This is a genomic window from Flavobacterium sp. PL02, assembly GCF_035013205.1.
In the GTDB taxonomy this organism is placed as follows: Bacteria; Bacteroidota; Bacteroidia; order Flavobacteriales; family Flavobacteriaceae; genus Flavobacterium.
Map to the genome: position 1 here is coordinate 665552 of NZ_JAYGJP010000001.1, position 25036 is coordinate 690587.

The window sequence follows — 25036 nt, forward strand, 5'->3', positions numbered from 1 at the left end:
GATTTTAGATTTCTGACTTTAGATTTTAGAAGGAGAGATTGACGATTTTATCTAAAAAAATGATTATTTCAAAGTTTCAGAAAGAGACGCCAAATTCTGCAAAGTTTTTCCCCTTTGCTCCTTTATACCTTTGTTCCTCTGAACCTATAAAATTTACGGAATTTTAATAAAGTCTAAGTCTTGAAAATCGTAACTAAAATCAGTTAATTCTGAGATTGCTTGCATTTTTAAATTAGTAGCTTTTCCGTTAGAATCATATTTAAAGAAAAGGTGTGCGTCTGCATGAAAATAGGCATTATCCCATTTTACTACATAATTTCCATCTTTATAAAAGAATGCTTCACCTACTAATTGTGGAGAACGTTTTGAAGCAAAATATACCTTTCCTTTTTTTTCTGTAATGGTAACTTCTCCAAACCAATTGTCTTTGTAAGTTCCAGTAATTTTGGTAAAATCAGTTTTTAGTTTATCTTTTTTATTTTTAGCAACAACAGCCCAAACTTCATCGGTTACTTTGTCTGCTGTTTCTTCATTTGCTTTCATTTTGCTGCTGTATAATGCAACATAATCTTCAGATTTAATGCCTAAATAGCTGTCTTTTATAGTATTTGTAATTGCAGTAAATGCTGCACCAGATTGCTGATTTGTTAAGACGATAATTCCTAATTGTAGCTCGGGAATTAAAGTTACCTGAGTTACAATGCCCTCTAATCCACCAGTATGAGTAACCTGTTTGTATCCTTTTACATCGCTAAGGAACCAGCCTAAACCATATCCGCTAAAATGAGTATTGTATGGGGCTCTGGTTCTTGCAGGAATAATAGTTTGCAATTGCCACATCTCGTCATGTTCTTTTTCTGAAAATAATTGTTTATTGTCAGATCCATATTTACCGTTATTCATTTGCATAATTGCCCATTTGCTCAAGTCATTTACGCTTGAATAAATACCAGCAGCTGCATCAAAAAGTTGATTTTTATATCTGCTAATCACTTTTAATTTTCCGTCAATAGGTACGTGTGGAGCAATAATATTTGTGGAGTCTTTTAAACGCAAAAATGAAGCTGCACTATGATTCATTTCTAATGGTTTCATGATGCGTTCTTCAATAAAATCGCACCAGCTTTTTCCGCTTACTACATGCACAATTTCGCCGGCAACGATATACAATAAATTGTCATAATCGTATTTGGTTCTAAAGCCTGAAACAGGTTTTAAATACTGTAAGTTTTGGGTAATATCTTGTGCAGTAAAGTCACTACCGTCAGGCCAAATCATTAAATCTCCTGCTCCAAGACCAAGCCCGCTACGGTGAGTTAATAAATCACGAATCGTAAATTCTTGCGTCACGTATTCATTGTACATCTTAAAATTTGGAAGATATTTTATCACTTTATCATCCCATTTTATCTTTCCTTCATCAACTAACATTGCAAGGGCAGCACTTGTAAAAGCTTTACTGTTAGACGCAATTCCGAAAAGGGTATTTGCATCAACTTTTTCTTTTGTTATGATAGATTTTACACCATAACCTTGAGCCTGAACGATTTTTCCATCTTTAATAATAGCAACAGCAATTCCAGGAACGTTAAATGTTTTTAGAGTATTTTCTACCAGTGCATCAACTTCTTGATTGGTGATTTGTGCAGAAACCGTAAAACCGAATAATAGTGTTAAAAGTGATAATTTATAGTTCATACTTTAAATTTTATAATTGATTAAAACCTCGTTGTCTTTTTGCTTCAAAAATTAATATGGCTGCTGCAACCGAAACATTCATGCTGTCTATTTCACCTTCCATCGGAATAATGATATTTTGTGTCGCTGCATCTCTCCATTCCTGTGTTAGTCCAGTGGCTTCAGTACCAACAACCAAAGCGGTTGGAGTAGTGAAATCCTGTGTGTGATATGAAGTTGAGTTTTGTAATGTAGCACAGTAAAAATTGATTTTATTTTCTTTTAAAAAAGTAATAATTTCAGAAGTTGTTCCCGTTGCAATCTGGTTGGTAAATAAGCAACCTACACTTGAGCGAACAATGTTTGGGTTGTATAAATCACTTTTTGGGTTGGCGATAATGACTGCATTCAAATTTGCTGCATCGGCAGTACGTAATAATGCTCCAATGTTTCCTGGTTTTTCCGGAGCTTCGGCAACAAGAATTAACGGATTATCAGATAACTTTAAATCAGATAATTGCAACGATTTGGTTTTGGCTATAGCCAAAACACCTTCGGTTGTGTCTCGATAAGCTAGCTTTTGATAAACTTCTTTATTGATTTCGATTAAATTAACTTGTTTACCAGTTAATTTATTGATTTCATTTTCAGAAATTAATTCGGGTAAAAACAAAATCGTTTCTATCTCATAACCGCCTTTTATGGCCAATGAAATCTCGCGTTTTCCTTCAATTAAAAACGTTCCGGTTTGTTTACGTGCTTTTGCTTTTTCTTGCAATAACACTAATGATTTTATAAATGGGTTTTGTATCGAAGTAATTTGTTTCAAGGGAAAAAGTGCTGAGTTTGTAAGTGGCTAAGGTAATAAGATTTTTTAAATTTTAAATTCAATACTATTTTTTCAAAATGGCTACAATTTATTAATTGGGGTTAGCACCTATTTATAATGGGGATTTCTTTATTTTTGTCAGAATACTAGAATTTCATTTCATTTTAAAAGCATATAAATGTTTAGCTTATTAGATATCATTGGGACAATGGCATTTGCAATGTCTGGCGCGTTGACGGCAATGAATAAAAGATTGGATCCGTTTGGGGTTTTTATAATTGCCTTTGTTACTGCAGTAGGTGGGGGAACAGTGCGTGATGTCTTAATTGGGAGAACACCTGTGGGTTGGATGCTTGATTTAAAGTATGTGTATGTTATTATTTTAGGATTTATTTTATCTGTTATTTTCAGAAAAAAGTTTGATAAACTAAGAACATCATTGTTTTTATTTGATACTATTGGCTTAGGAGTTTTTACGTTAATAGGTTTGGAAAGAGGAATAATTACAGGTTTACACCCTATAATTTGTATTGCACTAGGTACTATGACAGCATGTTTTGGGGGTGTAACTCGAGATATTTTGTGCAATGAGATTCCAGTGATTTTCAGAAGAGAAATTTATGCCACCATTTGTATTTTGGGCGGAATTGTTTTTTTTGCATTGAAAAAATTGAATCTCAATGATGATATTTTGTACCTCGTAACTTGCGTTGTTATTATTATCGTTCGATTAATGGCTGTAAAGTATAAATGGTATTTGCCAGCTTTAGAGCATAAACGCTAAATGATTTCTCTAATGAATTCCAATAATAAATCGTGAAAAACTATACCGTAAAATTATATCAGGAAACAGATTATGAAAAGTGGAATGACTTTATCGGTCAAGCCAAAAATGCTACTTTCTTGTTTCATCGTGATTTTATGGAATATCATAAAGACCGATTCGAAGATTTTTCTTTATTAGTTTTTGAAAATGAAAAATTAGTTTCAATTTTACCTGCAAATAAAGTTAATGATACCGTTTATTCTCATCAAGGATTGACTTATGGTGGTTTGGTTTATTTAAAAAAAATAAAAGGAACAGAAGTAGAATTGATTTTAGATAGTCTTTTATCTTTTTTGAAGCATAATAAAATAAAAACATTCTATTATAAACCAATTCCAACTTTTTATCTTCCAGATGGAAATAGTGAAGTTGATTTTTTTATTTTTAAGAGAGGCGCTTTGTTAGAAAAGATAGAAATGAACTTAGCGATAAATATGTCAGTTCCATTAGATATTTCAAAAAGTAAACTAAAGCATTTTAGGAGAATCCAGGAAATGGATTTAGATATTATAGAAGAAAAAGATTTTAAACCTTTCTGGGAATTGGTTCTTGAGCCAAGATTATCAGAAAAATATAATGTGAAGCCTGTACATAATTGTACAGAAATCACTTTGCTAAAGCAAAAATTCCCAAAAAATATAAAGCAATATTCAGCGTATTATGAAGATGAAATCATTGCAGGAATAACCATTTTTGAAACCGATACGGTTGTGAAATCACAATATGGAGCAACAACAAAAAAAGGAGAAGAATTAAGAGCATTAGATTTTTTGTTTATCAGCTTGATACAGAAATATAAAGAAGAAGGAAAGTATTTTTTTGATATGGGAATTGTGGGTGATGATAATGAAAAAGGATACAATTCTGGGCTTTTAAAGCAAAAAGAAGAGTTAGGATGCTCAGTTTATAATCAGGATTTTTATAAAATAATACTATGATTTCTTTTTTAGATTTAAAGAAAATAAACGAACCATATAAAAAAGCATTTCAGGAAAAAACTGAAACTGTTTTAAATAATGGTTGGTATATTCTAGGAAAAGAGGTTAAGGTATTTGAAGCGTCTTTTGCAGATTACTGTGGTGTAAAATATTGTATTGGAGTAGGAAATGGTCTAGATGCATTAACCTTAATTTTTAAAGCATACATTCAGTTAGGGAAACTACAAAAAGGAGATGAAGTCATTGTTCCAGCAAATACATATATCGCGAGCATTCTAGCTATTTTACAAGCAGATTTAGTTCCTGTTTTGGTCGAACCAAAATTAGAAACATACAATATTGCCCCTGATTTGATTCAGGAAAAAATCACATCTAAAACTAAAGCTATTTTAGTAGTTCATTTATACGGACAATTAGCCGAAATGGATGCAATAAATAATATTGCAGCTCAAAATAATCTTTTAATTGTTGAAGACGCTGCGCAATCGCATGGAGCCGTCAGCAATGAGCTTTCAGCGATGAGCGATCAGAATTCAGCTGTAGCGTACAGTTTTTATCCTGGGAAGAATTTAGGTGCTTTGGGAGATGGTGGAGCAATTACGACCAATGATTCTGAGTTGGCTAAGATTCTGTTTTCGCTTCGTAATTATGGTTCCGAGACAAAATATTATAATGATTTTATAGGTGTAAATTCGAGACTGGATGAATTGCAAGCAGCATTCTTGAATGTAAAATTACCAAATCTGGATGCAGAAAATGAACGACGCAGAATTATTGCTAAACGATATTTGATTGAAATTAAAAATAAGAAAATAATTCTACCATTTTGGGATTTCTCAGATAATCATGTATTTCATTTATTTGTTATTAGAACTCAGGACAGGAATGATTTGCAAACTTATTTATTAGAGAATGATATTCAAGCCATGATTCACTATCCTGTTCCGCCACATAAGCAAAAAGCATTCCCACAATGGAATAATTTGTCTTTTCCTATTACCGAAAAAATACATAACGAAATTTTAAGTCTACCAATAAGTCCAGTTTTGACAGATGAGGAAGTCAGTTTTATTATTGAGATTTTAAATAAATACTAATCTTGAATTTCGTTAAAAAATATGCTCAAACGGATCTATTTAAAATTACTTCTTTAAATAGCTTGAGTGTAATATTGAAAATTTGTATTGGACTAATTACATCAAAATTATTAGCAGTTTTTATTGGGCCAAGTGGGATGGCATTGGTTGGGAATCTTCGTAATTTTATGACTTTACTGGAGAGTATTTCAACGTTGGGTTTTCAAAGCGGAATTGTAAAATACGTTGCTGAAAATGATAAAAATAAAGCGGAACTTCAAAAAATAATAGCCACAGTTTTTATCTCACTACTTGTTATTGCTGTTGTTTTAAGCGGACTTTTGTTTTTTTTAGCTTCATTTTGGAACAGTAGAATTTTTGGAAGTAATTTAAAATATGAATTAGTATTCAGGATATTAGCTTTGGCTTTGCCTTGGTACGCTATTTCAGTTTTTTTGCTTGCTGTAATTAATGGTTTGGGGAAATTTAAAAAAGTAATTTGGATTAATTGTATTGGTAATATTATAGGATTATTAGTTTCGTTGCTTTTAATCGTTCAATTAAAAACTTTAGGGGCTTTATTGGCTGTTGTAAGTTCCCCTGCATTGTTGTTCTTTGCGACGCTTTATCTTGTGAATAAAGAGATAGTTTTTTTTGAGATAATAAGATTTGGTCAGTTCGATTTTAAAATCATAAAAAATTTGTCTTCATACTCTTTAATGGCTTTGGTTTCATCAGTTTTCGGGCCTTTAGTTTTCTTGGCAATCCGAAATAATGTGATAGGGAATCTTGGAATAAATCAAGCAGGTTATTGGGAAACTATGACTCGTATTTCAACTTATTATATGATGTTTGTTTCGACTATTTTAAGTGTTTATTTTTTGCCGAGATTAGCAATTGCCAAAAATAATCAAGAAACGAAATCAATATTCTGGAGTTATTATAAAACGATTTTACCTATTTTTATTATTGGAGTTACGGTGATTTATTTTTTGCGTTTCTTTATAATAAAATTACTTTTTACATCAGATTTTCTTCCTGTAGAGAGTTTGTTCTTCTGGCAATTATTAGGTGATGTTTTTAAGGTTTGTTCTCTTATTTTGGGCTTTCAGTTTTTTGCAAAAAAAATGACAACTGCGTTTATAGTTACTGAGTTATTATCATTAATGACTTTGTATTTTTTAAGCTTATGCTTTATTGATATTTTTGGGATGGAGGGAATAGTTATGGCGCAGGCTTTGGGTAGTTTTCTTTATTTATTGGTGCTTTGTGTGTATTTTAGGAAAAGTTTGGTTTAATAAATTGATGTAATGAAAAAAACAATAAAAATTTTCTCTCTTATATTTATAATTCTATATGTTTTTAATAGTTTTTTCTTTGAGAAGATGATTGTAGGGACTTATTTTAATCGAAATTATGAAAATGGTTTCATAACGGATAATCCTCATGTTTCTGATAAGTTAGTTCTTTTGGATAATGGCACATTTATTAGTGGATATTATGGAAAAGGAAAGTATGAATTGTATCATTCTTTAGGCGGAACAGAAATTTCATTAAATCCTAATAGTAGTTTAATTATGCCATTTCGAACATCTGTTAATCGATTATATTTTTTAGGGAATATTAAAATTGATTTATATAAGGATTTAAAGCAATATTATGAGAGAATAGATTAGTAATCCTTTTAAATTTTTATATGTACACTGGTTTTATTGTAAGTGAAGGATTTAGTTTAATAAATTAAAAATATGTTATTTAATACTTTAAGTTTTGCACTTTTTTTTTCTGTAGTCTTTGTGTTATACTGGTTTGTGTTTTATAAAAGCTTAAAGTTGCAAAATCTGTTTTTATTGTTAGCTAGTTTGTTTTTTTATAGTTGCTGGGACTGGAGATTTACTTTCTTATTAGCTTTCTCTATAGGTTTAGATTTTTATATAGGAAAAAAAATATATGATAATGTAAGTGATACTTCTATAAAAAAGCGTTGGCTTTGGTTAAGTATAATTCTTAATTTGAGTTTCTTAGGTTTATTTAAATATTATAATTTTTTCATCGATAATTTTTCGGAACTTTTTTCAGTCTTAGGACTTAAGATTAATACTTGGACATTGCAAATAATATTACCAGTTGGAATTTCATTTTATACCTTTCATGGGTTATCATATGTAATTGATATTTATAATAACAAAATTAAACCAGTAAAAAGTATAATTGATTATTCTTTATTTGTTAGTTTTTTTCCTTTATTGGTTGCAGGTCCGATAGAAAGAGCCACGCATCTTTTGCCACAAATCCAAAAAAAGAGAAGTTTTAATTATGAAAATATTGTTTGTGGATTAAGGCAAATTTTATGGGGATTAGTGAAAAAGGTAATTATTGCAGATAATTGTGCAGAATATGTTAACCTAATTTTTGATAATCCGTCTAATTTTTCAGGAAGTACATTGGTTATTGGAGCAATTTTATTCTCATTCCAAATCTATGGGGATTTTTCTGGTTATACAGATATTGCTATCGGAACTGCTAGATTATTAGGAATTGAATTATTACAAAATTTTTCTTATCCGTATTTTTCAAGAGATATAGCTGAATTTTGGCGAAGATGGCATATTTCTTTATCAAGTTGGTTTAGAGATTATGTTTATATACCACTAGGAGGTTCTCGCGGTTCTAAATGGGAGCAGGTAAGGAATGTTTTTATCGTTTTTATGTTAATAGGTTTTTGGCATGGAGCTAACTGGACTTTTATAGTTTATGGTTTTATTAATTTTTTATACATTCTACCTTTGGTATTACTCCATCAAAACAGAAAAAATATTGAAATAGTTTCAACTAATGGTTTTATTGTAAATAGTAAAGTCTTTTTTAATATTATTTTGACTTTTGGATTAGTTTCATTTGCGAGGATTTTCTTTAGATCCAATACTATAGAGGATGCTTTTTTTTATATATCTAAAATATTTTCTCATACATTGTTTACTTTTCCTGAAATATTTCCTAAAACAATAATTGGATTTTTATTTTTATTTATGTGTATTGAATGGAGAGGAAGAAAAGATTATTTTGCAATTGAAAAATTTGGATTGACTTGGATGAAACCAATTAGAATAGGATTTTATTATGTTTTGGTAATGTTGGTTTTATATTATTCTGGTAAGGATTTACAATTTATATATTTTCAATTTTGATGAAAAAGTTAATCAAAAACCTAATGTTTTTTTTATTACCAATACTATTGGTATTGTCTCTTATAGAATGTTTTTATAGATTAGTTCCAAATAATTATACTTTAAAAAATACAAATATTCAAAAGATATATGATACAACTGAGGTATTAATTTTAGGAAACTCTCATACTTTTTATGGATTGAATCCATCTTTTTTTGATAAACAGACATTTAATTTGTCTAATATTAGTCAAACATTGTATTTTGATCAGCTTTTATTTGAAAAGCATATTAATAAATTTAAAAAACTAAAATATGTTATCTTAAATATTGAGTATACAAGTTTGAGTCAATTAAAAGATACTGAAGAAGATAGTTGGAGGAAATATTATTATAAGAGTTATATGGATTTAAATGTTCCAATAATTTCTAAGTTTGATTATGGTAATTATTTTTTATCATCTACAAGACCATTTAATAAAAATATAAAATTAGTAAATAGCTATTTTATCGAAGGGACAGTTATTGATTGTGATGTAAATGGTTTTGGGATTAATTATACTAAAGAAAAACGATTTTTAAATATAGATAAAATTGCGCCTAATACAATAAGAAAGCATGAGGATAATTTATTTGATTTTTCTGAAAATATTTCCAGAATTGAATCAATTATCCGCCAATGTAAAGAAAAAGAGATTGAAGTGATTTTAGTAACAATGCCAGTTTCTAAGGCATATTCTGTAAGGGTGAATAAGTTTAAATTAGATAAGATCGTTAAAACAGCTAAATTATTTGAAAACAAAAATTCAAATGTCAGATACTTGAATTTATTTAATGATTTTAAATTTACAAATAATGATTTTTATGACCCAGATCATTTACATACCGAGGGAGCAGAGAAGTGTTCTTTAATTGTAAGTACTTTTTTAGATAATAATTAAAATACACTAATAATTAGTTATATAAAAAATGGTTTAATTTTTATTCCAAATTTCCAGATATTTTTCAGCTATTTTTATGTAGTTGTGTTCTTTCTCTATGAAAGCTCTGGCTCGTTTTCCTATAGCTATTATTTCTTCGGGATTTTCAATTAAAAAAGATAATTCATCTACCAAATAATTTACATCGGGTAGTGCATTTATAGCAACACGTTCTCCAAGATTATAGTACTCTATGAATTCTTTTTCGGCTCCTGTAAAAACAACTTTCCCTTTGGCCATTGCTTCAAGAGCATTGTAACCTTGATCATATCCGTAAACTTGATCTAATACAACATGTGCTTTGTTATATAGGGTAATGTATTCATTATAAGGAACGCTTTCTACAGTAATGATTTCTATTTTAGCCTTATATTTTTCTTTGATAATTTCAAGGGCTTCTTCAAAAAAAAGACTTCCTTTTTTTATATAACTCCCTTTGTTTATTCCTATAAAAATGATAATTCTTTCATTAATAATTAGAGATTCAAAAGAGATTTTAGTTGTATTTATAGGGTTTGGAATTAATTTTTTTTCAGGTAAAGGAATTTTATAGTCTAAGTCGGAAACAATTATTTCTAAAACATTTAAGCTAACAAAATCAAACAGATTTCGATAGCTATCTTTCATGTATTTTAATGAAAATCTATAATCAGATTTTAATTTTGAATTTTTTAAGAGAGGAGTCATAATTGAATATTTCAATGTATCTCTCATTAAAAAATCAATTATAGGAGTATCTTCACCACAGACAAGAAGAAAGCTTTTTCCATTTTGTTTGAATGTTTTTTTTAATAAGTATGTTGATAGGAAAGGATAGGTTTCAATTGCATTTGAGTTAATCAATTGTACAATATCGTAATTTTTTAGTTTTGGTAAGAAAAACCAAAACCGAATACCTTTTTCTAGTAATTGTAAATCAATGTGAAAGATTTTGAATAGAACTTTATTTAAAAAAACACAAAATCTATTTGAGAGGAAATATTTTGGGGAAATAGAATAATCTACAGGAAATTGTTTGAAATTATCACCTGTGCCTATAATTTTAACTTCATGATTAAATGACTCTAATCCTTCTTTTAAGGAATTATGTAATCGACTATATTCACCTATTAAGAGTATTCTCATTATTATTAATAGAAATATTTATATTTACCTAAATATATATGAAAATGTCAGATATTTTTTCGGAAAATGACTTAGAGATTTTAATTGCTACCAAAGATAGGTGCAATTTTGATTTTTTGCTTAAAATGTTTCCTTTTAAACATTTTTCTAATTTTAATTTATTAATAGTTAATCAATCTAAAACTGAAATTTTACTATCAGAATATAATTCAGTAAGGGTAATAAATAGTAACGAAAGTGGCTTATCAAAAAGCAGAAATATTGCAATTAAAAATGCGGTAAAAAAGATTTGTCTTATTTCTGACGATGATGTGGTTTTTTCTGATACTTTAGAAAAATCTGTTTTAGATGCTTTTATGTTATATCAAGAAGCGTCGATTATTACCTTTAACCACATAAGAGTAGGTAATTCTTATCCAGAAAAAAAACTTAATAAAAAATTTGAGCATAATTTTAAAAGTATTTGGAATGTTAGTTCTATTGAAATAGCTTTTAAAGTGGATGATATTAGAAAAAATGAGATTTATTTTGATGAAAATTTTGGATTAAGTTCATTCTTTGAAACTGCAGAGGAATTCTTGTTTTTGAGGAGTTCTTTGATACAAAAAATAAAAGTGATTTATAGTCCCGAAATAATTGTTTCCCATCCTCAAGTATCTTCAGGAAAAGATGCTGGCGCTGATAATTTAATTTTTGCAAGAGGTGCTTTGTATTATAAAGTTAAAGGGAATTTTGCATATTTATGGTTACTCAAGTATATGTTGTTTTTGATATCGAATAACTATATCAATAAAGCGGATTTTATTAAAAAATATAAAAAGGGACTAGCAGGAATTTATAAATATAAAGAATTAACAAATGCATAAAGTAACAGCCAATTCTGATGTTCAATTAATTGAAATTCCTAAAATTCAAGACAGGAGAGGGAATCTTTCGGTTATTGAAGGAGAAACTATTCCATTTAATTTTAAAAGAGTGTATTATTTATATGATGTTCCTAGTGGGAGTAAGCGAGGAGGCCATGCACATAAAGAGCAACAAGCATTTTTGATAGCCTTAAGCGGTAGTTTTGATGTAGTTTTGAAAGATGGAAAATCAATAAAAACGGTAACGCTTAATAAACCTAATGTCGGTTTACTTATTGTTCCTGGAATTTGGAGAGAATTACGAAATTTTTCTTCTGGATCAGTTTGTTTGGTATTATCTTCTGATGAGTTTAACGAAGATGATTATATTCGGGAATATAAAAAGTTTAGGTTATTTAAAAACAGATGAACCTACACCTAAATGTGCAAGTTTTGTTTTTAGATTAATCAGCTTAACTAGTTCTGAAGCAGGTAATTTTAGTAAAACTCTTTTTCTTAAATTTAAATTTTGCAAATTAATGTCTTCGCAGTGTTTTTTGAAGAGAATATCTTCCTTTGCAATCTTACTTTTTATAGCTAAAGAAAACCGATTTAAATCAAGAAATTTTTTTAAGTCAGAATTTGATTTTTCATACTCTAAAAATTTTGTAAAATCCATTTTGCTAGCAATAAAATTTGTGTTTTTAGAAAGACTGTTTTCATCGTATACATAACGTGCTAATACTTTCCATGTAAATAAGACAGGATATTTTAGTCCAATTCTAACCCATAAATCAGTGTCTTGGCCGCTTTTTATATTAGTGTCAAAATTTCCTATTTCTGTAAAAATGCTTCTGTCAAACACAGCGCATGAAGTAAATATTACACTTTCTTTTAAACTTGCTTTAAAATAATTCACGATTTCATAATCGCCAGTTTTTATAATAGAATATTGTGATGGAATTACTTTTTTTGAAGTGTCTACTTCAATAGCAGCTGAGAATACTTTATAATCTGAGAGATTTGTAATATTTTCATACATCACTTTTAAAAAATCGGGGTACCAGTAATCATCTGCATCTATGAAAGTAATATAATTAGCAGAAGCTTTTTCTATTCCTAAATTTCTTGCACTTGATACGCCTGCATTTTCTTTGTGATAATACTGAATTCTGGAATCTTGAAATTGAATTAATTTTTCTTCACTTCTATCAGTAGATCCATCGTTCACAACAATAATTTCAAAATCTTGAAAAGTTTGATTCAAGATACTTTGCATCGTTTTTTCGATAAAATTTTCTTTGTTGTATAACGGAATAATTACTGAAAAAAATGCCATATTTTTTATTTTTTCAAAGTGAAATAATAACCCAATCGATATAGATCAAAGATAAAAAGTGACGGATTATCACTCAATAATTTTTTTTTTAGCGATGATTTAAATATTGAAAATAGCTTCTCTAAAAAAAGAGAGAGCTTATACTTTTTTACTATTTGGTAATAATACGAAAGTTTTACATATTCTACACCTATCAGTTTTTCGTCGACTAAGTATTTTAAACCTATAACTGATTCTTCCGATTTCTTTAAAAACGTTTTACTACTCTCAATACCTAAATGATAAACAGGGTTTTCAATGTGGATAACCTCAATCTTATTTTGCTTTAATTCAAAAGAAAACAAAGTGTCTTCATGCCTTAAATTTGGAATTTCTTCATTAAAACATACCTTTTTAAAAATTGATTTTTTTATCAGAAAGTTTAATGTTAATAACGAAAGATATGGGTTTATTTGCCTTTTTTCTACCGATAATGCTTCTCTGGATTTACCGTAAATCCATCTTAGAATTTCAGATTTTCTTGGTTCTTCTTTTTGGTATTGAATTCCGCCATAAATGACTTTTTCGTCTTTATTTATCTGAAGAATATAATTAGTAATAAAATTAGAATGAATTGGTAACGTATCAGCATCCAGAAAAAGCAAATCCTCGAAGTTGGCTTTCTGAGCTAATAAATTCCGGATAGCACTTCTTCCAATATTCTTATCTAAAATAGCATAAGAACAGTTTGTTAATTGATTTATTTTTTGATTTTCAGTTAAAAACTGAGAGGAAGCATCATCCAAACAAATAATTTCAAATTCGATTCCAGATTGTAAACATTGTTTATGTAGCTCAGTGATAAGAGAGCAAACATCATAATTGTATACTGGAATAAGAATAGAAAGCATTAATTGTCGTTTTTTAAAATATATTTGTAAAGAAAATACTTTTTATTAAGAAAATCTCTTTGTCGATAAAAATGATATCAAGTTTGTAAAAAAAAGTAAAACATTAAAAAATGAATTTAAGATCTGTTTATTATTTTATCTCTCCAAAATCAAGGCTTGTTGTTCGGAAAATTTATTATGCGCCCATTGATTTTTTAAATTCGATAAGTGGACGTAAAAATAAATTGATTCCTAATAAAGGAGATATTTTTATAGGTTCAGGTGATTTTGTAGAGCAAGGAAAGCATCATCTTAAACTCTTAATAGAATATGTAAAATTAAAACCCAATCATTCAGTTCTGGATATTGGTTGTGGTATTGGTAGAGTAGCGGTTCCGCTTACTAATTATTTATTAACCGATAGTAGATATGAAGGATTTGACTTGGTTAAGAAAGGTATTAATTGGTGTAAAAATAATATCACAAGTAGCTTTCCTAATTTCAATTTTCAACATATTCCTTTAAGTAATGATTTGTATAGTTTAACAAATCAAAAAGCCGAAAATTTTGTGTTTCCTTATAAAGACGATTCTTTTGAAACGGTTTTTTTGTTTTCTGTTTTTACACACATGCAACCATTAGAGGTTCAGAATTACCTTAATGAAATTTATAGAGTATTAAAACCAGGAGGAAAATGCCTAGCTACTTTTTTTGTGTATAATGAAAAAAATGAAGATATAATTTCAAAAGATAATGGAACCTATATTTTTCCATTCAAAAAAGAAGGATATAGATTGATGAATCAAAAAGTTCCTTCCGCTAATATTGCCTTTGATGAAGAATCTCTAAATAAAATGGTAGATTTGAGTAACTTAAAAGTTGAAAATAAAATATACGGAACCTGGTCTAAAAGAGGAAATAAACCTCTAGTAGACTTTCAAGATATCTTAGTTTTTGAGAAATAAAAATAATTACACCGTTCTCTGAACCACTTCAAAAATCCTGGCATCTTCACATTTTAATGTTTTCGAAGGGAATTTCATTAGTAAAGCATAATCATGAGTTGCCATGATAACAGTTTTTCCAAGTGCGTTGATGTTTCTTAAAACTTCAAGAACTTCTGAACTTGTTTGTGGGTCTAAGTTTCCTGTAGGTTCATCGGCAAGGATAAATTCAGGGTCGTTTAATAAAGCTCTTGCAATTGCAACACGTTGTTGCTCACCACCAGAAAGTTGGTGTGGCATTTTTTGAGTAAACTCTTTCATACCAACTTTATCAAGAACTTCGTCAATTTTACGTTCCATACCTTCTTTGTCAACCCATCCAGTTGCTTTTAGTACAAAAAGCATATTGTCTTTTACAGTACGGTCTGGAAGTAATTTGAAATCTTGGAATACGATTCCGATTTTACGTCTCAAATATGGAATCTCACTCTCTTTTAAAGTTGCCAAATCAAAATCAACAATATGACCTTCCCCTTCAGTTAAGGGTAAGTCACCATATAAAGTTTTCATGAAACTACTTTTTCCTGAACCTGTTTTTCCGATGATATAAAGAAACTCACCGTGTTTAACTTCTAAATTTACGTGAGATAAAATTTTTCTTCCTTCTTGATAAATAGTTACATCTTTAAGAGACAGTACGGTTTGTGACATGATAAAATTAATTTGAATGGTAAAAGTAATAAGTTAACGGCTGTATTCAAAATAAATTTTCCTCATTTAAGGAAATAGTCCTTTATATGTCTTTATTTAAGACAATAAGTGTGTGGTTGTTGGGTTTTATAAGTGTGTTAAATCATGATAGTTGGTTTTTTGTTCATAATAAATACCAAAATGGTTCCGTTATACCCAGTAGAAAATGATACATTTGAATATTAAATTAAAATAACAATGCATAAACTTTCACGGTTAATTTTTATACTAGTCCTTCTTTTATCGATTAAGGTTTCGGCACAAAAGTCGGCTATTTACACCTACGATCTAAAGGATTTCGACAAAGCACTTTCCTTATATAATGACAAACAATATAAATCGGCTCAGATTATTTTTGAAAAAGTAAAAGAAAAAGAGACGAGAGAAGAGGTAAAGGCAGACTGTGCTTATTACATCGCCAATTGCGCTATAAGAACCAATCAGCCAAATGCCGATGAACTTATGGAGCGTTTTGTTGAAGATTACCCAATAAGTACCAAGCAAAATCAAGCATATATAGAAGTTGCTCATTATTTTTTCGATCAGGCCAATTACCCAAAAGCATTGCAATGGTTTGATCGTGTAGATGAGAACTATATGAGTAAAAGTGATTTGGATAAATTCAACTTCCAAAAAGGATATAGTTACTTTAATTCTAAAAAGAAAAAAGAAGCTACAACCTATTTTAATAAAGTGGTAAATTCTCCCGAATATGGTTCACAAGCCAAGTATTATTTAGGCTTTATGGCTTATGAAGGTGATGATTACAAAGAAGCTACTAAATATTTTGATGAGGTTTCGGGCGAAGAAAAATACAAAGAGAAACTTTCGTATTATCAAGCTGATATGAACTTTAAATTAGGTAATTTCCAAAAAGCAATCGATTTGGGACAAAAAGCAATGCCTAAATCTAATGAAATCGAAAAATCGGAACTGAATAAGATTATCGGAGAAAGTTATTTTAATTTAAAAGCGTATGATAAAGCGATTCCGTTTTTAGTACAATATAAAGGTAAGAAGGGAAAATGGAATAATACCGATTTTTATCAATTAGGATATGCTTATTATCAGCAAAAAGATTATGAAAATGCTATTTCACAATTCAATAAAATCATTGAAGGAAAAGATTTCGTGGCGCAAAATGCATATTACCACTTAGGTCAGAGTTATTTAAATACCGATAAAAAGCAACAAGCATTAAATGCATTTAAAAATGCTGCCGAAATGGATTTTGATAAAGCAATTCAAGAAGATGCAAGTTTAAATTATGCTAAGCTGAGTTACGAAATCGGGAATTCATACCAAACTGTACCAGCAGTTTTGCTTGATTTCTTAAAGAAATATCCAAATAACTCCAGTAAATCTGAAGTTGAAAAATTATTAATAGACTCTTATATTTCTTCGAAAAACTACAGTGAAGCACTAACTTTATTAGAGAAAAATAAATCTCCAGAAAATAGATTGGCATACCAAAAAGTGCTTTTTTACAGAGGTTTAGAACTGTATAATGATAACAATTATCAGGAAGCTTCTAAGATGTTTATTAAGTCTCTTAACGAACAAAAAAGCCTGGAGTTTACAGCTCGTGCAACTTTCTGGAAAGGAGAAACGGAATATCTTAATGAAGATTTTAAAAACGCATTAATCAGTTATAAGCAATTTGCAGGTTTGGCAGCAGCCAAAACAACTCCTGAGTTTAAAAACGTGAATTATAATATCGCTTACACTTATTTTAAATTAAAAGAATATGATAATGCAGCAAATTCATTTCAGGCTCAAATCGATAATACCAAAGATGATGCTTCAAGATTACATGATTCATATTTAAGATTAGCCGATTGTCGATTTGTAACTTCTAAGTATACTTCGGCGATGGAAGCTTATACTAAAGTTATGACATTCAAAGGTGTCGATGCTGATTATGCCTATTTTCAAAAAGCCATTTGTTATGGTTTTATGAATAAAAATGATAAAAAAATCGAAGAACTTAACGGGTTTCTTCAGATGTACAAAAAATCTGAATATCGTGACGATGTCATGTTTGAGCTTGCAAATACGTATGCTGCCGAGAAAAAAACAGAGCAGGCAATTAAAACTTATGATCAATTGGTTGCAGAATTCAAGAATGGAGCTTTCACTGCGAAATCTATTTTGCGTGAGGGATTAATTTACTATAACTCCGATAGAGACCAATTGGCTTTGGTGAAATTTAAAAAAGTAGCTGCCGATTTCCCTAGAACTCCAGAAGCTCTTGAAGCAGTTTCTACAGCGAGATTAATTTATGTAGATAACGGAAAAGTAGATGAATATGCTACTTGGGTACGTACGCTGGATTTTGTTGCAGTTACAGATGCCGATTTAGATAATGATACTTTCGAAGGCGCAATAAAACAATATGAGCAAAATAATAACAAACAAGCTATTGCAGGTTTTAGTAATTATGTAAGCAAATTTCCTAAAGGGATTCATGCACTTGAAGCGAATTTTAAATTAGCACAAGCATATACTACAGAAGGTTCCGAGAATAAATCGATTCCTAATTATCAATATGTAATCGATCAGCCTCGTAGTGAGTACACAGAGCAATCATTGATGCGTTTGGCTCAGATATTCCTAAAAGCTAAAGATTGTGATAAAGCGATTCCTGTTTTATCCCGTATAGAAAACGAAGGAGATTCTTCGCAAAATAAAACATTTGCACAAGCTAACCTGATGAAATGTTATTATGATAAAAACGATTATAGTAACTCGGTTGTGTATGCAGAGAAAGTATTGCAAAACCCAAAAACAGATGAAAATGTAAAAAGCGATGCGCAAATTATTGTGGCAAGAGCAGCAATTAAATCAGGAGATGAGGATAAAGCTAAAACTGCTTACGCAAAATTAGCTACAACATCCAAAGGAGAATTGGCAGCAGAATCATTGTATTATGATGCTTACTTTAAAAATAAAGAAAATAAATACGATGCTTCAAATGCAGCTGTACAAAAACTAGCCAAAAACTATTCGTCATTTAAGTATTTCGGAGCAAAGGGATTGGTGTTAATGGCGAAAAATTTCTATGGATTAAAAGATAGCTATCAGGCGACTTATATTTTAGAGAATGTAATTCAGAATTTCACCGCTTATCCAGATGTAGTTTCTGAAGCCGAAAAAGAATTAAGTGCTATAAAAGCAGAAGAGTCTAAAACCAATTCATCGATTACAAAGTAGAAAATAGAACAAAGAATGTAGAATAAAGAGAATAGATATTGAAATCTATTTTCTATCCTCTTTTCTCTATTTTCTCTAAAATGATAAATATGAAAATCAATTTCCAAAATAAACATATCGCCTTTCTTTTGCTGCTAACTTCTCAGTTGGCTTTAGCGCAGAAAAAAGACGAAACAAAAAAGAAAGAAGAAACGATTGGTACTGAGGAAGTAAATGTGGTAAAAGCATATTCGCCTACAATCTCGGATGCCTTTAAAGTAAAAGAGATTCCATCATTAAATGATGAAGGGAATGCTGCAAAAGAAACGATTAAATACACCATTTTTTCTTTTCCTGTAGCTTCTACTTTTACACCTTCAAAAGGAAATGCTCAACTGGTTGATAAAGCTAAAAAAGAACATTTATTTACTAATTATGCTACTGCAGGAGTTGGTAATTACGGTAATTTAAATGCCGAATTATTTGTAGCACAGGAATTAGGAAACAATGATTATGTAGCAGGGATGTTCAAGCATCAATCTTCGCAAGGAGGTATTAAGGGCATAGATTTAAATGATAAATTTTACGACACCTCACTGGATTTAATTTATGGAGTAAAAAACAGAGATATGTCCTGGAATATTGATTTAGGATATCAAAACCAGATTTATAATTGGTATGGTTTGCCAGTAGATTTTGGATCTACCTTAACTCCGCAAGATCGCGGGATATTAATTAATAGTATAAGTCCAAAGCATTCGTATAACGGAATTAATCTTGGCGGAAATATCGATTTTAGCGATGGGATTTTTACCAAGGCTAGTATGAAATACAGTCATTTTTCGGATAATTTAAAATCTTCTGAAAATAGATTTTACATAAAGCCATCTTTTAAAGTCGAAATAATGGATCAGTCTATAAATACAGATGTAATTGTAGATTATGTTGGTGGAAGTTTTGAAAATAATTATGAAAAAACAAACTTACAGCCTATAAAATACGGATTTACTAATTTTGGACTATCACCAAGTTTTGTAATGCAGCAAGATGATTGGACGCTTAATTTAGGAGCTAAATTATTTTATAGTTTAGATAATGAAAATAGTAATAGTAAGATTTTAGTGTATCCAAATGTAACTGCTTCGTATAAAGTAGTTGGAGATTTAATGATTTTTTACGCTGGAGCGGAAGGGAATTTGGAACAAAATACTTATATGGATTTTGTAGATCAAAACCCGTTTTTATCACCAACACTAAATATTAATCCAACGGATATGCAATTCAATATTTTTGCTGGATTAAAAGGAAAATTAGCAAATAATGTAAGTTATAAAGTTCAGGGATCTTATGTAAACGAAAGAAACAAAGCTTTGTTTAAGAGTAATGACTATACAGAAGATATAACTAATGAAAATTACGCTTTCGGAAACTCTTTTCAAGTTGTATATGATGATATGACAACAATGCGTTTTTACGGAGAGTTAAAAGCTGATTTCTCAGAGAATGTTTCTTTTGGAATCAACGGAACTTTTAATAGCTACAGCAATGATCATCAAAGCGAGGCTTGGAATTTGCCAACAATGAAATTAAGTGCTAATCTTGATTTTAATATTACCAAACAATGGTACGCAGGATTCAATTTGTTTTATGTAGGAGAAAGAAAAGACGAACAAGTAAATACAAGTTTAGCTATTGATGCAAGTCCGATTACGCTAAAAAGTTATTTTGATTTAAATGCACATGTAGGATATAAGTACAGCGATAGATTAACATTTTATTTAAAAGCAAATAATATTACTAATCAAGCCTACCAGAGATGGTTAAATTACCCAGTTCAAGGTTTTCAGATTATGGGTGGAGCTAATTATAAATTCGATTTTTAGGTTTGTTTAACTGCAAAACTGTTTAACTGCAAAGAATGTAAAGTTTTACACAAAGTTCGCTAAGTCTGTTTAAGGATTTAGCGAACTTTGTTTTTTTAGCAATTGCTAAAATTTATTTCAATTAAGTGAGGCATTTTTTACGCACTTTATAGTTAATTCTCTAAAAATCTATATCGGATAGATAAATTCTTTTTTGCGACCTTTGCGTAAAACCTCGCGCACTTTGCGGTTAATATTTTATTATGACTTTCAAGCAAAAAATACACGCCTATTATTTACAAATGGTTCAGGATCGAATTGATGTTTTTAAAGACATGATTTCGGCATTGACCGAGGATTCTAAAAATGATGCCAAAGGTTCGGCGGGAGATAAGCATGAAACGGCTTTATCGATGATGCATATAGAGCAGGAAAAGCTAACCAATAAATTAAAAGAAGCGATTAGTCAAAAAGCTATTTTGGATCGAATAGATGCTGAGTCTGTGGCTTCGACTATTATTGTAGGGAGTTTGGTTAAGGCAAACGGTATTTATTTGTATCTAAGTGTTGCTCTGCCAAAAATAACTATCGATGGTATTAATGTAATTGCATTATCTCCTCAATCTCCACTTGGGAGTAAATTAATGGGGAATGCTGTAGGTTTTGAATTTGATATTAATACAACTCATTACATAATAGAGAGTATTTGCTAAGCTTAAACGCTTCAATTATTTATGACTTACTTTGGTTTAATGGGCTCAAATTAAAATCTATAACCAGCATTCTGTTTTTTGTATATCAAAAATTACATTTTTATTGTAAATAATTCATTTTGGTTTTAATTTATAACTAAAACAGCTATTTGTGTTTTGTATATGTAACTGTTATCGCATATTTGCCTTATCAAAATAAATAAAACATCAAAAATATATAGTTATGTGCGGAATAGTATGTGCCTTTGACCTAAAACAAAAAGCAGAAACCTTAAGACCTCAAGTATTAGAAATGTCTAAAATCATTCGCCACCGCGGACCAGATTGGAGTGGTATTTATAGTAATGATAAAGCAATTTTGTCGCATGAGCGTTTGGCAATTGTAGATCCTGCTTCAGGAAAACAGCCTTTGTTTACTGAAGATAAGAAATTAGTTCTGGCTGCAAATGGCGAAATATACAACCATAGAGAATTACGTAAACAATTCGAAGGGAAATATAACTTTCAAACAGAAAGTGATTGCGAAGTTATCTTAGCACTTTATAAAGAAAAAGGACCTCATTTTTTAGACGAAATGAATGGTATTTTCGGATTTGCAATATATGATGTAGAAAAAGATGAGTATTTTATCGCTCGTGATCATATGGGAATTATTCCGTTATATATTGGATGGGATCAACACGGAACTTTTTACGTAGCTTCAGAATTGAAAGCTTTAGAAGGATATTGTACAAAAATACAGTTGTTTCCTCCAGGACATTATATGACAAGCAAAGACGGCGAATTTGTACAATGGTACAAAAGAGACTGGATGGAGTATGATGCAGTAAAAGACAACGAGACTAGTATTCCTGCGATTAAAGAAGCGTTAGAAGCTGCGGTTCACAGACAATTAATGAGTGATGTTCCTTACGGAGTTTTACTTTCAGGAGGTTTAGATTCGTCTATTACTTCGGCTGTAGCCAAAAAATTTGCGCAAAAACGTATAGAGTCTGATGATACTACAGATGCTTGGTATCCGCAATTACACTCTTTCTCAGTAGGATTAGATGGTTCTCCTGATTTAGCAGCGGCTCAAATCGTAGCAAAACACATCGGAACAATTCACCACGAAATTAAATTCACCATTCAAGAAGGCTTAGATGCAGTTCGTGATGTGATTTATAACCTAGAAACGTATGATGTAACTACAGTCAGAGCATCAACTCCAATGTGGCTAATGGCAAGAGTTATTAAGTCAATGGGGATTAAAATGGTATTGTCTGGTGAAGGTGCAGATGAATTATTTGGAGGGTATTTGTATTTTCATAAAGCGCCAAATGCGAAAGAGTTTCATGAAGAAAACGTTCGTAAACTAGGTAAATTGCATATGTATGACTGTTTGCGCGCAAACAAAAGTTTAGCAGCCTGGGGAATTGAAGGACGTGTACCATTCTTAGATAAAGAATTCATGGATGTTGCCATGCGTATTAATCCACAAGATAAAATGATCAATAAAGAACATCCTATGGAAAAATGGGTTGTTCGTAAAGCTTTTGAAGATATGTTGCCGGAAAGTGTTGCTTGGAGACAAAAAGAGCAGTTTTCTGATGGAGTAGGCTATAGCTGGATTGATACTTTGAAAGAAGTGGTAGCAAAAGAAGTTTCGGATGAACAATTGGCAAATGCGAAATACAAATTCCCTTTGCAAACACCAACTTCTAAAGAAGAGTATTATTACCGATCTATTTTTGCAGAACATTTCCCGAGTGATGCTGCGGCTTTATGTGTACCTCAGGAAGCAAGTGTGGCTTGTAGTACAAAAATTGCATTAGAATGGGATGAAGCATTTAAAAACATGAACGATCCTTCAGGTAGAGCAGTTGCAAGTGTTCATGATGATGCTTATGTTAAAGCATAAAAAGGAGCAATTGTTTTAGAGTGAAATAATATAAAAGAAAACGCTCTCAATTTTGAGGACGTTTTCTTTGTGAATATAAAACTATTGATTCAATGGGGTGAAAAGAAATTTTAACCATATTTGTTATCGCAAAATTTTAAAAGTATTAAAAAGATATAGTTATGTGTGGAATATTAACCATTATTGGAAAAGGAAAAGACCCGCAACTTGTAAAAGAACTTTCGGAAAGAATGTCACATCGTGGTCCAGATGAAAGTGATTTGCATATAATGGAAAAAGGGCATATCATGAGTCATGAACGTCTTTCTATTATAGATTTACATTCGGGAAAACAGCCTATTCAGGGAACATCTTCTGCTTGGATGGTTCATAATGGTGAAATATACAATCATCAGGCTTTAAGAGATGGTGTTTTAAAAGGGCATACTTTTAGAACAAAATCAGATTCAGAAGTAATTGTTCATTTGTATGAAGAGTTTGGTTATGATTTTTGTAACATGCTGGATGGAGATTGGGCTTTTGTAGTGATCGATGGAGATGATTTTATTGCAGGAAGAGATCCGTTAGGAGTAAAGCCTTTGTATTATGGGTTGGATGAAAGAGGAAGAATCTATTTTTCATCAGAAATGAAACCTATTGCAGATCAATGTAAGTCATTTTCGACGTTTCCTCCAGGACATTATTACACACCAAAAACTGGATTTGTAAAATACTATCAACCAGAATATGAAGATTATTTAAAGGCAGATCAAAATTTAGATTTAGACTTAATCAGAGAAACTTTAACAGAGGCAACTCGTAAGCGTTTAATGAGTGATGTACCAATCGGAGTATTACTTTCAGGAGGGTTAGATTCATCTTTAACATCGGCAATTGCTTCAAGATTATTGGCTGAAAGGGGTGAGAAACTACATTCGTTTTCTATCGGATTAGATGCTGATGCTCCAGATGCAAAAGCAGCTAAAAAAGTGGCTGAGTTTTTAGGAACTGAGCACCACGAAATACATTTTACGATAGAGCAAGGGATTGAAATCCTCGATAAATTAGTTTGGCATCTGGAAACTTACGATGTAACATCAATTCGTGCAAGTACGCCAATGTATTTCTTGTCTAAAGCAATTGCTGATATGGGAATAAAAGTAGTGCTTTCAGGGGAAGGAGCAGATGAGATTTTTGGAGGATATTTATATTTTAGAAATGCTCCATCTGCTGAAGAATTTCAAAAAGAAACAATCGAAAGAGTTCAGAAATTATTTACTGCCGATTTGTTAAGAGCAGATAAGTCAACAATGGCTCACGGATTAGAGGCTAGAGTTCCGTTTTTAGACAAAGCTTTCCTTGATGTGGCAGTTCGTGTCAAACCAGAAGAAAAACAGCCTAAAACGTACAATGGTAGAGAAAAATATATTTTAAGAAAAGCTTTTGATACACCAGAAGATCCATATTTGCCTGCAGAAGTATTGTGGAGACAAAAAGAACAATTTTCTGATGGAGTAGGTTACAACTGGATTGATCAATTAATAGAGTATTGTTCATCTAAAGTTACAGACGAACAATTGGCTGGAGCAGCGGTTGAGTTTACTTATAACTCACCAACTACAAAAGAAGCTTATTTTTACAGATCAATATTTCATAAATACTACCCACAGGTTAGCGCAGCGCAAACTGTTAGAAAATGGATTCCAAAATGGCAAGAAAACCAGGATCCAAGTGGTAGAGCAAATGAAGCACACGTTAAAGCAGATACAGAAATTGCTAAATCGGGAGTTGCAGTTTAGTAAAACGAGTTTCATTTTGAGTTAGAAATATTAATTAAGTCAATTAGCAAAATTTCAAAACAACATTTTTAATGTGCGTTTTGGAATTTTGTCGTTTATAAGAGTTAGGGTTTTTGTTTTTTATGCTTTTAAAAACTTGATTTTTTAATAATATGTTAATAACTTAAGTGCTTTAAATGGTATTTTAACGGATATATAATTTGCGTTTTTATATATTTGCGTGTTA

The 25036-nt window shown here is 30.5% G+C and carries 21 protein-coding genes; 15 read left to right on the forward strand and 6 right to left on the reverse strand.

The window, feature by feature from the left end; all coding sequences use genetic code 11:
- Window positions 1-153: 153 nt before the first annotated feature.
- Entirely contained in the window at window positions 154-1698 is a 1545-nt protein-coding gene (locus tag SHI72_RS02850; protein WP_323488987.1) for a serine hydrolase, read from the reverse strand.
- Window positions 1699-1708: 10 nt separating this feature from the next.
- Window positions 1709-2506: a TrmH family RNA methyltransferase gene (locus SHI72_RS02855; protein WP_039119935.1), complete on the reverse strand. Its 798-nt coding sequence runs from the start codon at window positions 2504-2506 to the stop codon at window positions 1709-1711.
- Between the two features lie 178 nt (window positions 2507-2684).
- On the opposite strand from SHI72_RS02855, the gene SHI72_RS02860 reads away from it, so the two are divergent.
- From SHI72_RS02860 to SHI72_RS02890, 7 genes are all read left to right on the forward strand, one after another.
- The gene (locus SHI72_RS02860) at window positions 2685-3290 is read left to right on the forward strand and encodes a trimeric intracellular cation channel family protein (protein WP_039111163.1); all 606 of its coding nucleotides are present in this window, start codon (window positions 2685-2687) and stop codon (window positions 3288-3290) included.
- Window positions 3291-3322: 32 nt separating this feature from the next.
- The gene (locus tag SHI72_RS02865) at window positions 3323-4270 is read left to right on the forward strand and encodes a FemAB family protein (protein ID WP_323488988.1); all 948 of its coding nucleotides are present in this window, start codon (window positions 3323-3325) and stop codon (window positions 4268-4270) included.
- Complete coding sequence (locus SHI72_RS02870; protein ID WP_323488989.1) at window positions 4267-5367, forward strand: DegT/DnrJ/EryC1/StrS family aminotransferase; 1101 nt, start codon at window positions 4267-4269, stop codon at window positions 5365-5367. The genes SHI72_RS02865 and SHI72_RS02870 overlap by 4 nt, the downstream gene beginning before the upstream one ends.
- A 2-nt stretch (window positions 5368-5369) precedes the next feature.
- The gene (locus tag SHI72_RS02875) at window positions 5370-6644 is read left to right on the forward strand and encodes an O-antigen translocase (RefSeq protein WP_323488990.1); all 1275 of its coding nucleotides are present in this window, start codon (window positions 5370-5372) and stop codon (window positions 6642-6644) included.
- Between the two features lie 12 nt (window positions 6645-6656).
- Entirely contained in the window at window positions 6657-7022 is a 366-nt protein-coding gene (locus tag SHI72_RS02880; RefSeq protein ID WP_323488991.1) for a hypothetical protein, read from the forward strand.
- Window positions 7023-7094: 72 nt separating this feature from the next.
- Complete coding sequence (locus tag SHI72_RS02885; protein ID WP_323488992.1) at window positions 7095-8534, forward strand: MBOAT family O-acyltransferase; 1440 nt, start codon at window positions 7095-7097, stop codon at window positions 8532-8534.
- Complete coding sequence (locus tag SHI72_RS02890; RefSeq protein ID WP_323488993.1) at window positions 8534-9454, forward strand: hypothetical protein; 921 nt, start codon at window positions 8534-8536, stop codon at window positions 9452-9454. Before SHI72_RS02885 ends, SHI72_RS02890 begins: the two co-directional genes overlap by 1 nt.
- A gap of 33 nt (window positions 9455-9487) precedes the next feature.
- Here SHI72_RS02890 and SHI72_RS02895 read toward each other — a convergent pair whose 3' ends face one another.
- Window positions 9488-10618 carry a glycosyltransferase gene (locus SHI72_RS02895; protein ID WP_323488994.1) on the reverse strand — a complete coding sequence of 377 codons (1131 nt, stop codon included), beginning with the start codon at window positions 10616-10618 and terminating at the stop codon, window positions 9488-9490.
- A 44-nt stretch (window positions 10619-10662) separates the two neighbouring features.
- On the opposite strand from SHI72_RS02895, the gene SHI72_RS02900 reads away from it, so the two are divergent.
- Window positions 10663-11484 carry a glycosyltransferase family A protein gene (locus tag SHI72_RS02900; RefSeq protein WP_323488995.1) on the forward strand — a complete coding sequence of 274 codons (822 nt, stop codon included), beginning with the start codon at window positions 10663-10665 and terminating at the stop codon, window positions 11482-11484.
- A complete protein-coding gene (locus SHI72_RS02905) occupies window positions 11477-11893 on the forward strand; it encodes a sugar 3,4-ketoisomerase (RefSeq protein WP_039111154.1) in 417 nt (138 codons plus the stop codon). The genes SHI72_RS02900 and SHI72_RS02905 overlap by 8 nt, the downstream gene beginning before the upstream one ends.
- Here the strand turns inward: SHI72_RS02905 and SHI72_RS02910 are convergent.
- Window positions 11876-12802: a glycosyltransferase family A protein gene (locus SHI72_RS02910; protein WP_323488996.1), complete on the reverse strand. Its 927-nt coding sequence runs from the start codon at window positions 12800-12802 to the stop codon at window positions 11876-11878. The genes SHI72_RS02905 and SHI72_RS02910 overlap by 18 nt on opposite strands.
- Before the next feature lie 5 nt (window positions 12803-12807).
- Window positions 12808-13692: a glycosyltransferase family A protein gene (locus SHI72_RS02915; protein ID WP_323488997.1), complete on the reverse strand. Its 885-nt coding sequence runs from the start codon at window positions 13690-13692 to the stop codon at window positions 12808-12810.
- A 110-nt stretch (window positions 13693-13802) separates the two neighbouring features.
- Between SHI72_RS02915 and SHI72_RS02920 the strand changes: the two genes are divergently transcribed.
- On the forward strand, window positions 13803-14636 hold the full coding sequence (locus SHI72_RS02920; protein ID WP_323488998.1) for a class I SAM-dependent methyltransferase: 834 nt from the start codon (window positions 13803-13805) through the stop codon (window positions 14634-14636).
- A 6-nt stretch (window positions 14637-14642) separates the two neighbouring features.
- Here SHI72_RS02920 and SHI72_RS02925 read toward each other — a convergent pair whose 3' ends face one another.
- Window positions 14643-15326 (reverse strand): cell division ATP-binding protein FtsE, encoded by a 684-nt coding sequence (locus SHI72_RS02925; RefSeq protein WP_039111151.1) that lies wholly within the window; start codon window positions 15324-15326, stop codon window positions 14643-14645.
- 237 nt (window positions 15327-15563) lie between these two features.
- Between SHI72_RS02925 and SHI72_RS02930 the strand changes: the two genes are divergently transcribed.
- From SHI72_RS02930 to asnB (SHI72_RS02950), 5 genes are all read left to right on the forward strand, one after another.
- The gene (locus tag SHI72_RS02930) at window positions 15564-18578 is read left to right on the forward strand and encodes a tetratricopeptide repeat protein (protein WP_323488999.1); all 3015 of its coding nucleotides are present in this window, start codon (window positions 15564-15566) and stop codon (window positions 18576-18578) included.
- A gap of 89 nt (window positions 18579-18667) precedes the next feature.
- Window positions 18668-20440 carry a TonB-dependent receptor gene (locus SHI72_RS02935; RefSeq protein WP_323489000.1) on the forward strand — a complete coding sequence of 591 codons (1773 nt, stop codon included), beginning with the start codon at window positions 18668-18670 and terminating at the stop codon, window positions 20438-20440.
- Between the two features lie 242 nt (window positions 20441-20682).
- A complete protein-coding gene (locus SHI72_RS02940) occupies window positions 20683-21132 on the forward strand; it encodes a hypothetical protein (RefSeq protein WP_323489001.1) in 450 nt (149 codons plus the stop codon).
- 223 nt (window positions 21133-21355) lie between these two features.
- Window positions 21356-23032: an asparagine synthase B gene (asnB, locus tag SHI72_RS02945; protein ID WP_323489002.1), complete on the forward strand. Its 1677-nt coding sequence runs from the start codon at window positions 21356-21358 to the stop codon at window positions 23030-23032.
- A gap of 161 nt (window positions 23033-23193) precedes the next feature.
- Complete coding sequence (asnB, locus tag SHI72_RS02950) at window positions 23194-24810, forward strand: asparagine synthase B (RefSeq protein WP_323489003.1); 1617 nt, start codon at window positions 23194-23196, stop codon at window positions 24808-24810.
- Window positions 24811-25036: the final 226 nt, after the last annotated feature.

Coding starts and splice junctions, on each gene's coding strand:
- SHI72_RS02850 (WP_323488987.1), bottom strand. CDS start 1,698: ATGAACTATAAATTATCACTTTTAACACTATTATTCGGTTTTACGGTT.
- SHI72_RS02860 (WP_039111163.1), top strand. CDS start 2,685: ATGTTTAGCTTATTAGATATCATTGGGACAATGGCATTTGCAATGTCT.
- SHI72_RS02870 (WP_323488989.1), top strand. CDS start 4,267: ATGATTTCTTTTTTAGATTTAAAGAAAATAAACGAACCATATAAAAAA.
- SHI72_RS02880 (WP_323488991.1), top strand. CDS start 6,657: ATGAAAAAAACAATAAAAATTTTCTCTCTTATATTTATAATTCTATAT.
- SHI72_RS02885 (WP_323488992.1), top strand. CDS start 7,095: ATGTTATTTAATACTTTAAGTTTTGCACTTTTTTTTTCTGTAGTCTTT.
- SHI72_RS02890 (WP_323488993.1), top strand. CDS start 8,534: ATGAAAAAGTTAATCAAAAACCTAATGTTTTTTTTATTACCAATACTA.
- SHI72_RS02895 (WP_323488994.1), bottom strand. CDS start 10,618: ATGAGAATACTCTTAATAGGTGAATATAGTCGATTACATAATTCCTTA.
- SHI72_RS02900 (WP_323488995.1), top strand. CDS start 10,663: ATGTCAGATATTTTTTCGGAAAATGACTTAGAGATTTTAATTGCTACC.
- SHI72_RS02905 (WP_039111154.1), top strand. CDS start 11,477: ATGCATAAAGTAACAGCCAATTCTGATGTTCAATTAATTGAAATTCCT.
- SHI72_RS02910 (WP_323488996.1), bottom strand. CDS start 12,802: ATGGCATTTTTTTCAGTAATTATTCCGTTATACAACAAAGAAAATTTT.
- SHI72_RS02915 (WP_323488997.1), bottom strand. CDS start 13,692: ATGCTTTCTATTCTTATTCCAGTATACAATTATGATGTTTGCTCTCTT.
- SHI72_RS02920 (WP_323488998.1), top strand. CDS start 13,803: ATGAATTTAAGATCTGTTTATTATTTTATCTCTCCAAAATCAAGGCTT.
- SHI72_RS02925 (WP_039111151.1), bottom strand. CDS start 15,326: ATGTCACAAACCGTACTGTCTCTTAAAGATGTAACTATTTATCAAGAA.
- SHI72_RS02930 (WP_323488999.1), top strand. CDS start 15,564: ATGCATAAACTTTCACGGTTAATTTTTATACTAGTCCTTCTTTTATCG.
- SHI72_RS02935 (WP_323489000.1), top strand. CDS start 18,668: ATGAAAATCAATTTCCAAAATAAACATATCGCCTTTCTTTTGCTGCTA.
- SHI72_RS02940 (WP_323489001.1), top strand. CDS start 20,683: ATGACTTTCAAGCAAAAAATACACGCCTATTATTTACAAATGGTTCAG.
- asnB (WP_323489002.1), top strand. CDS start 21,356: ATGTGCGGAATAGTATGTGCCTTTGACCTAAAACAAAAAGCAGAAACC.
- asnB (WP_323489003.1), top strand. CDS start 23,194: ATGTGTGGAATATTAACCATTATTGGAAAAGGAAAAGACCCGCAACTT.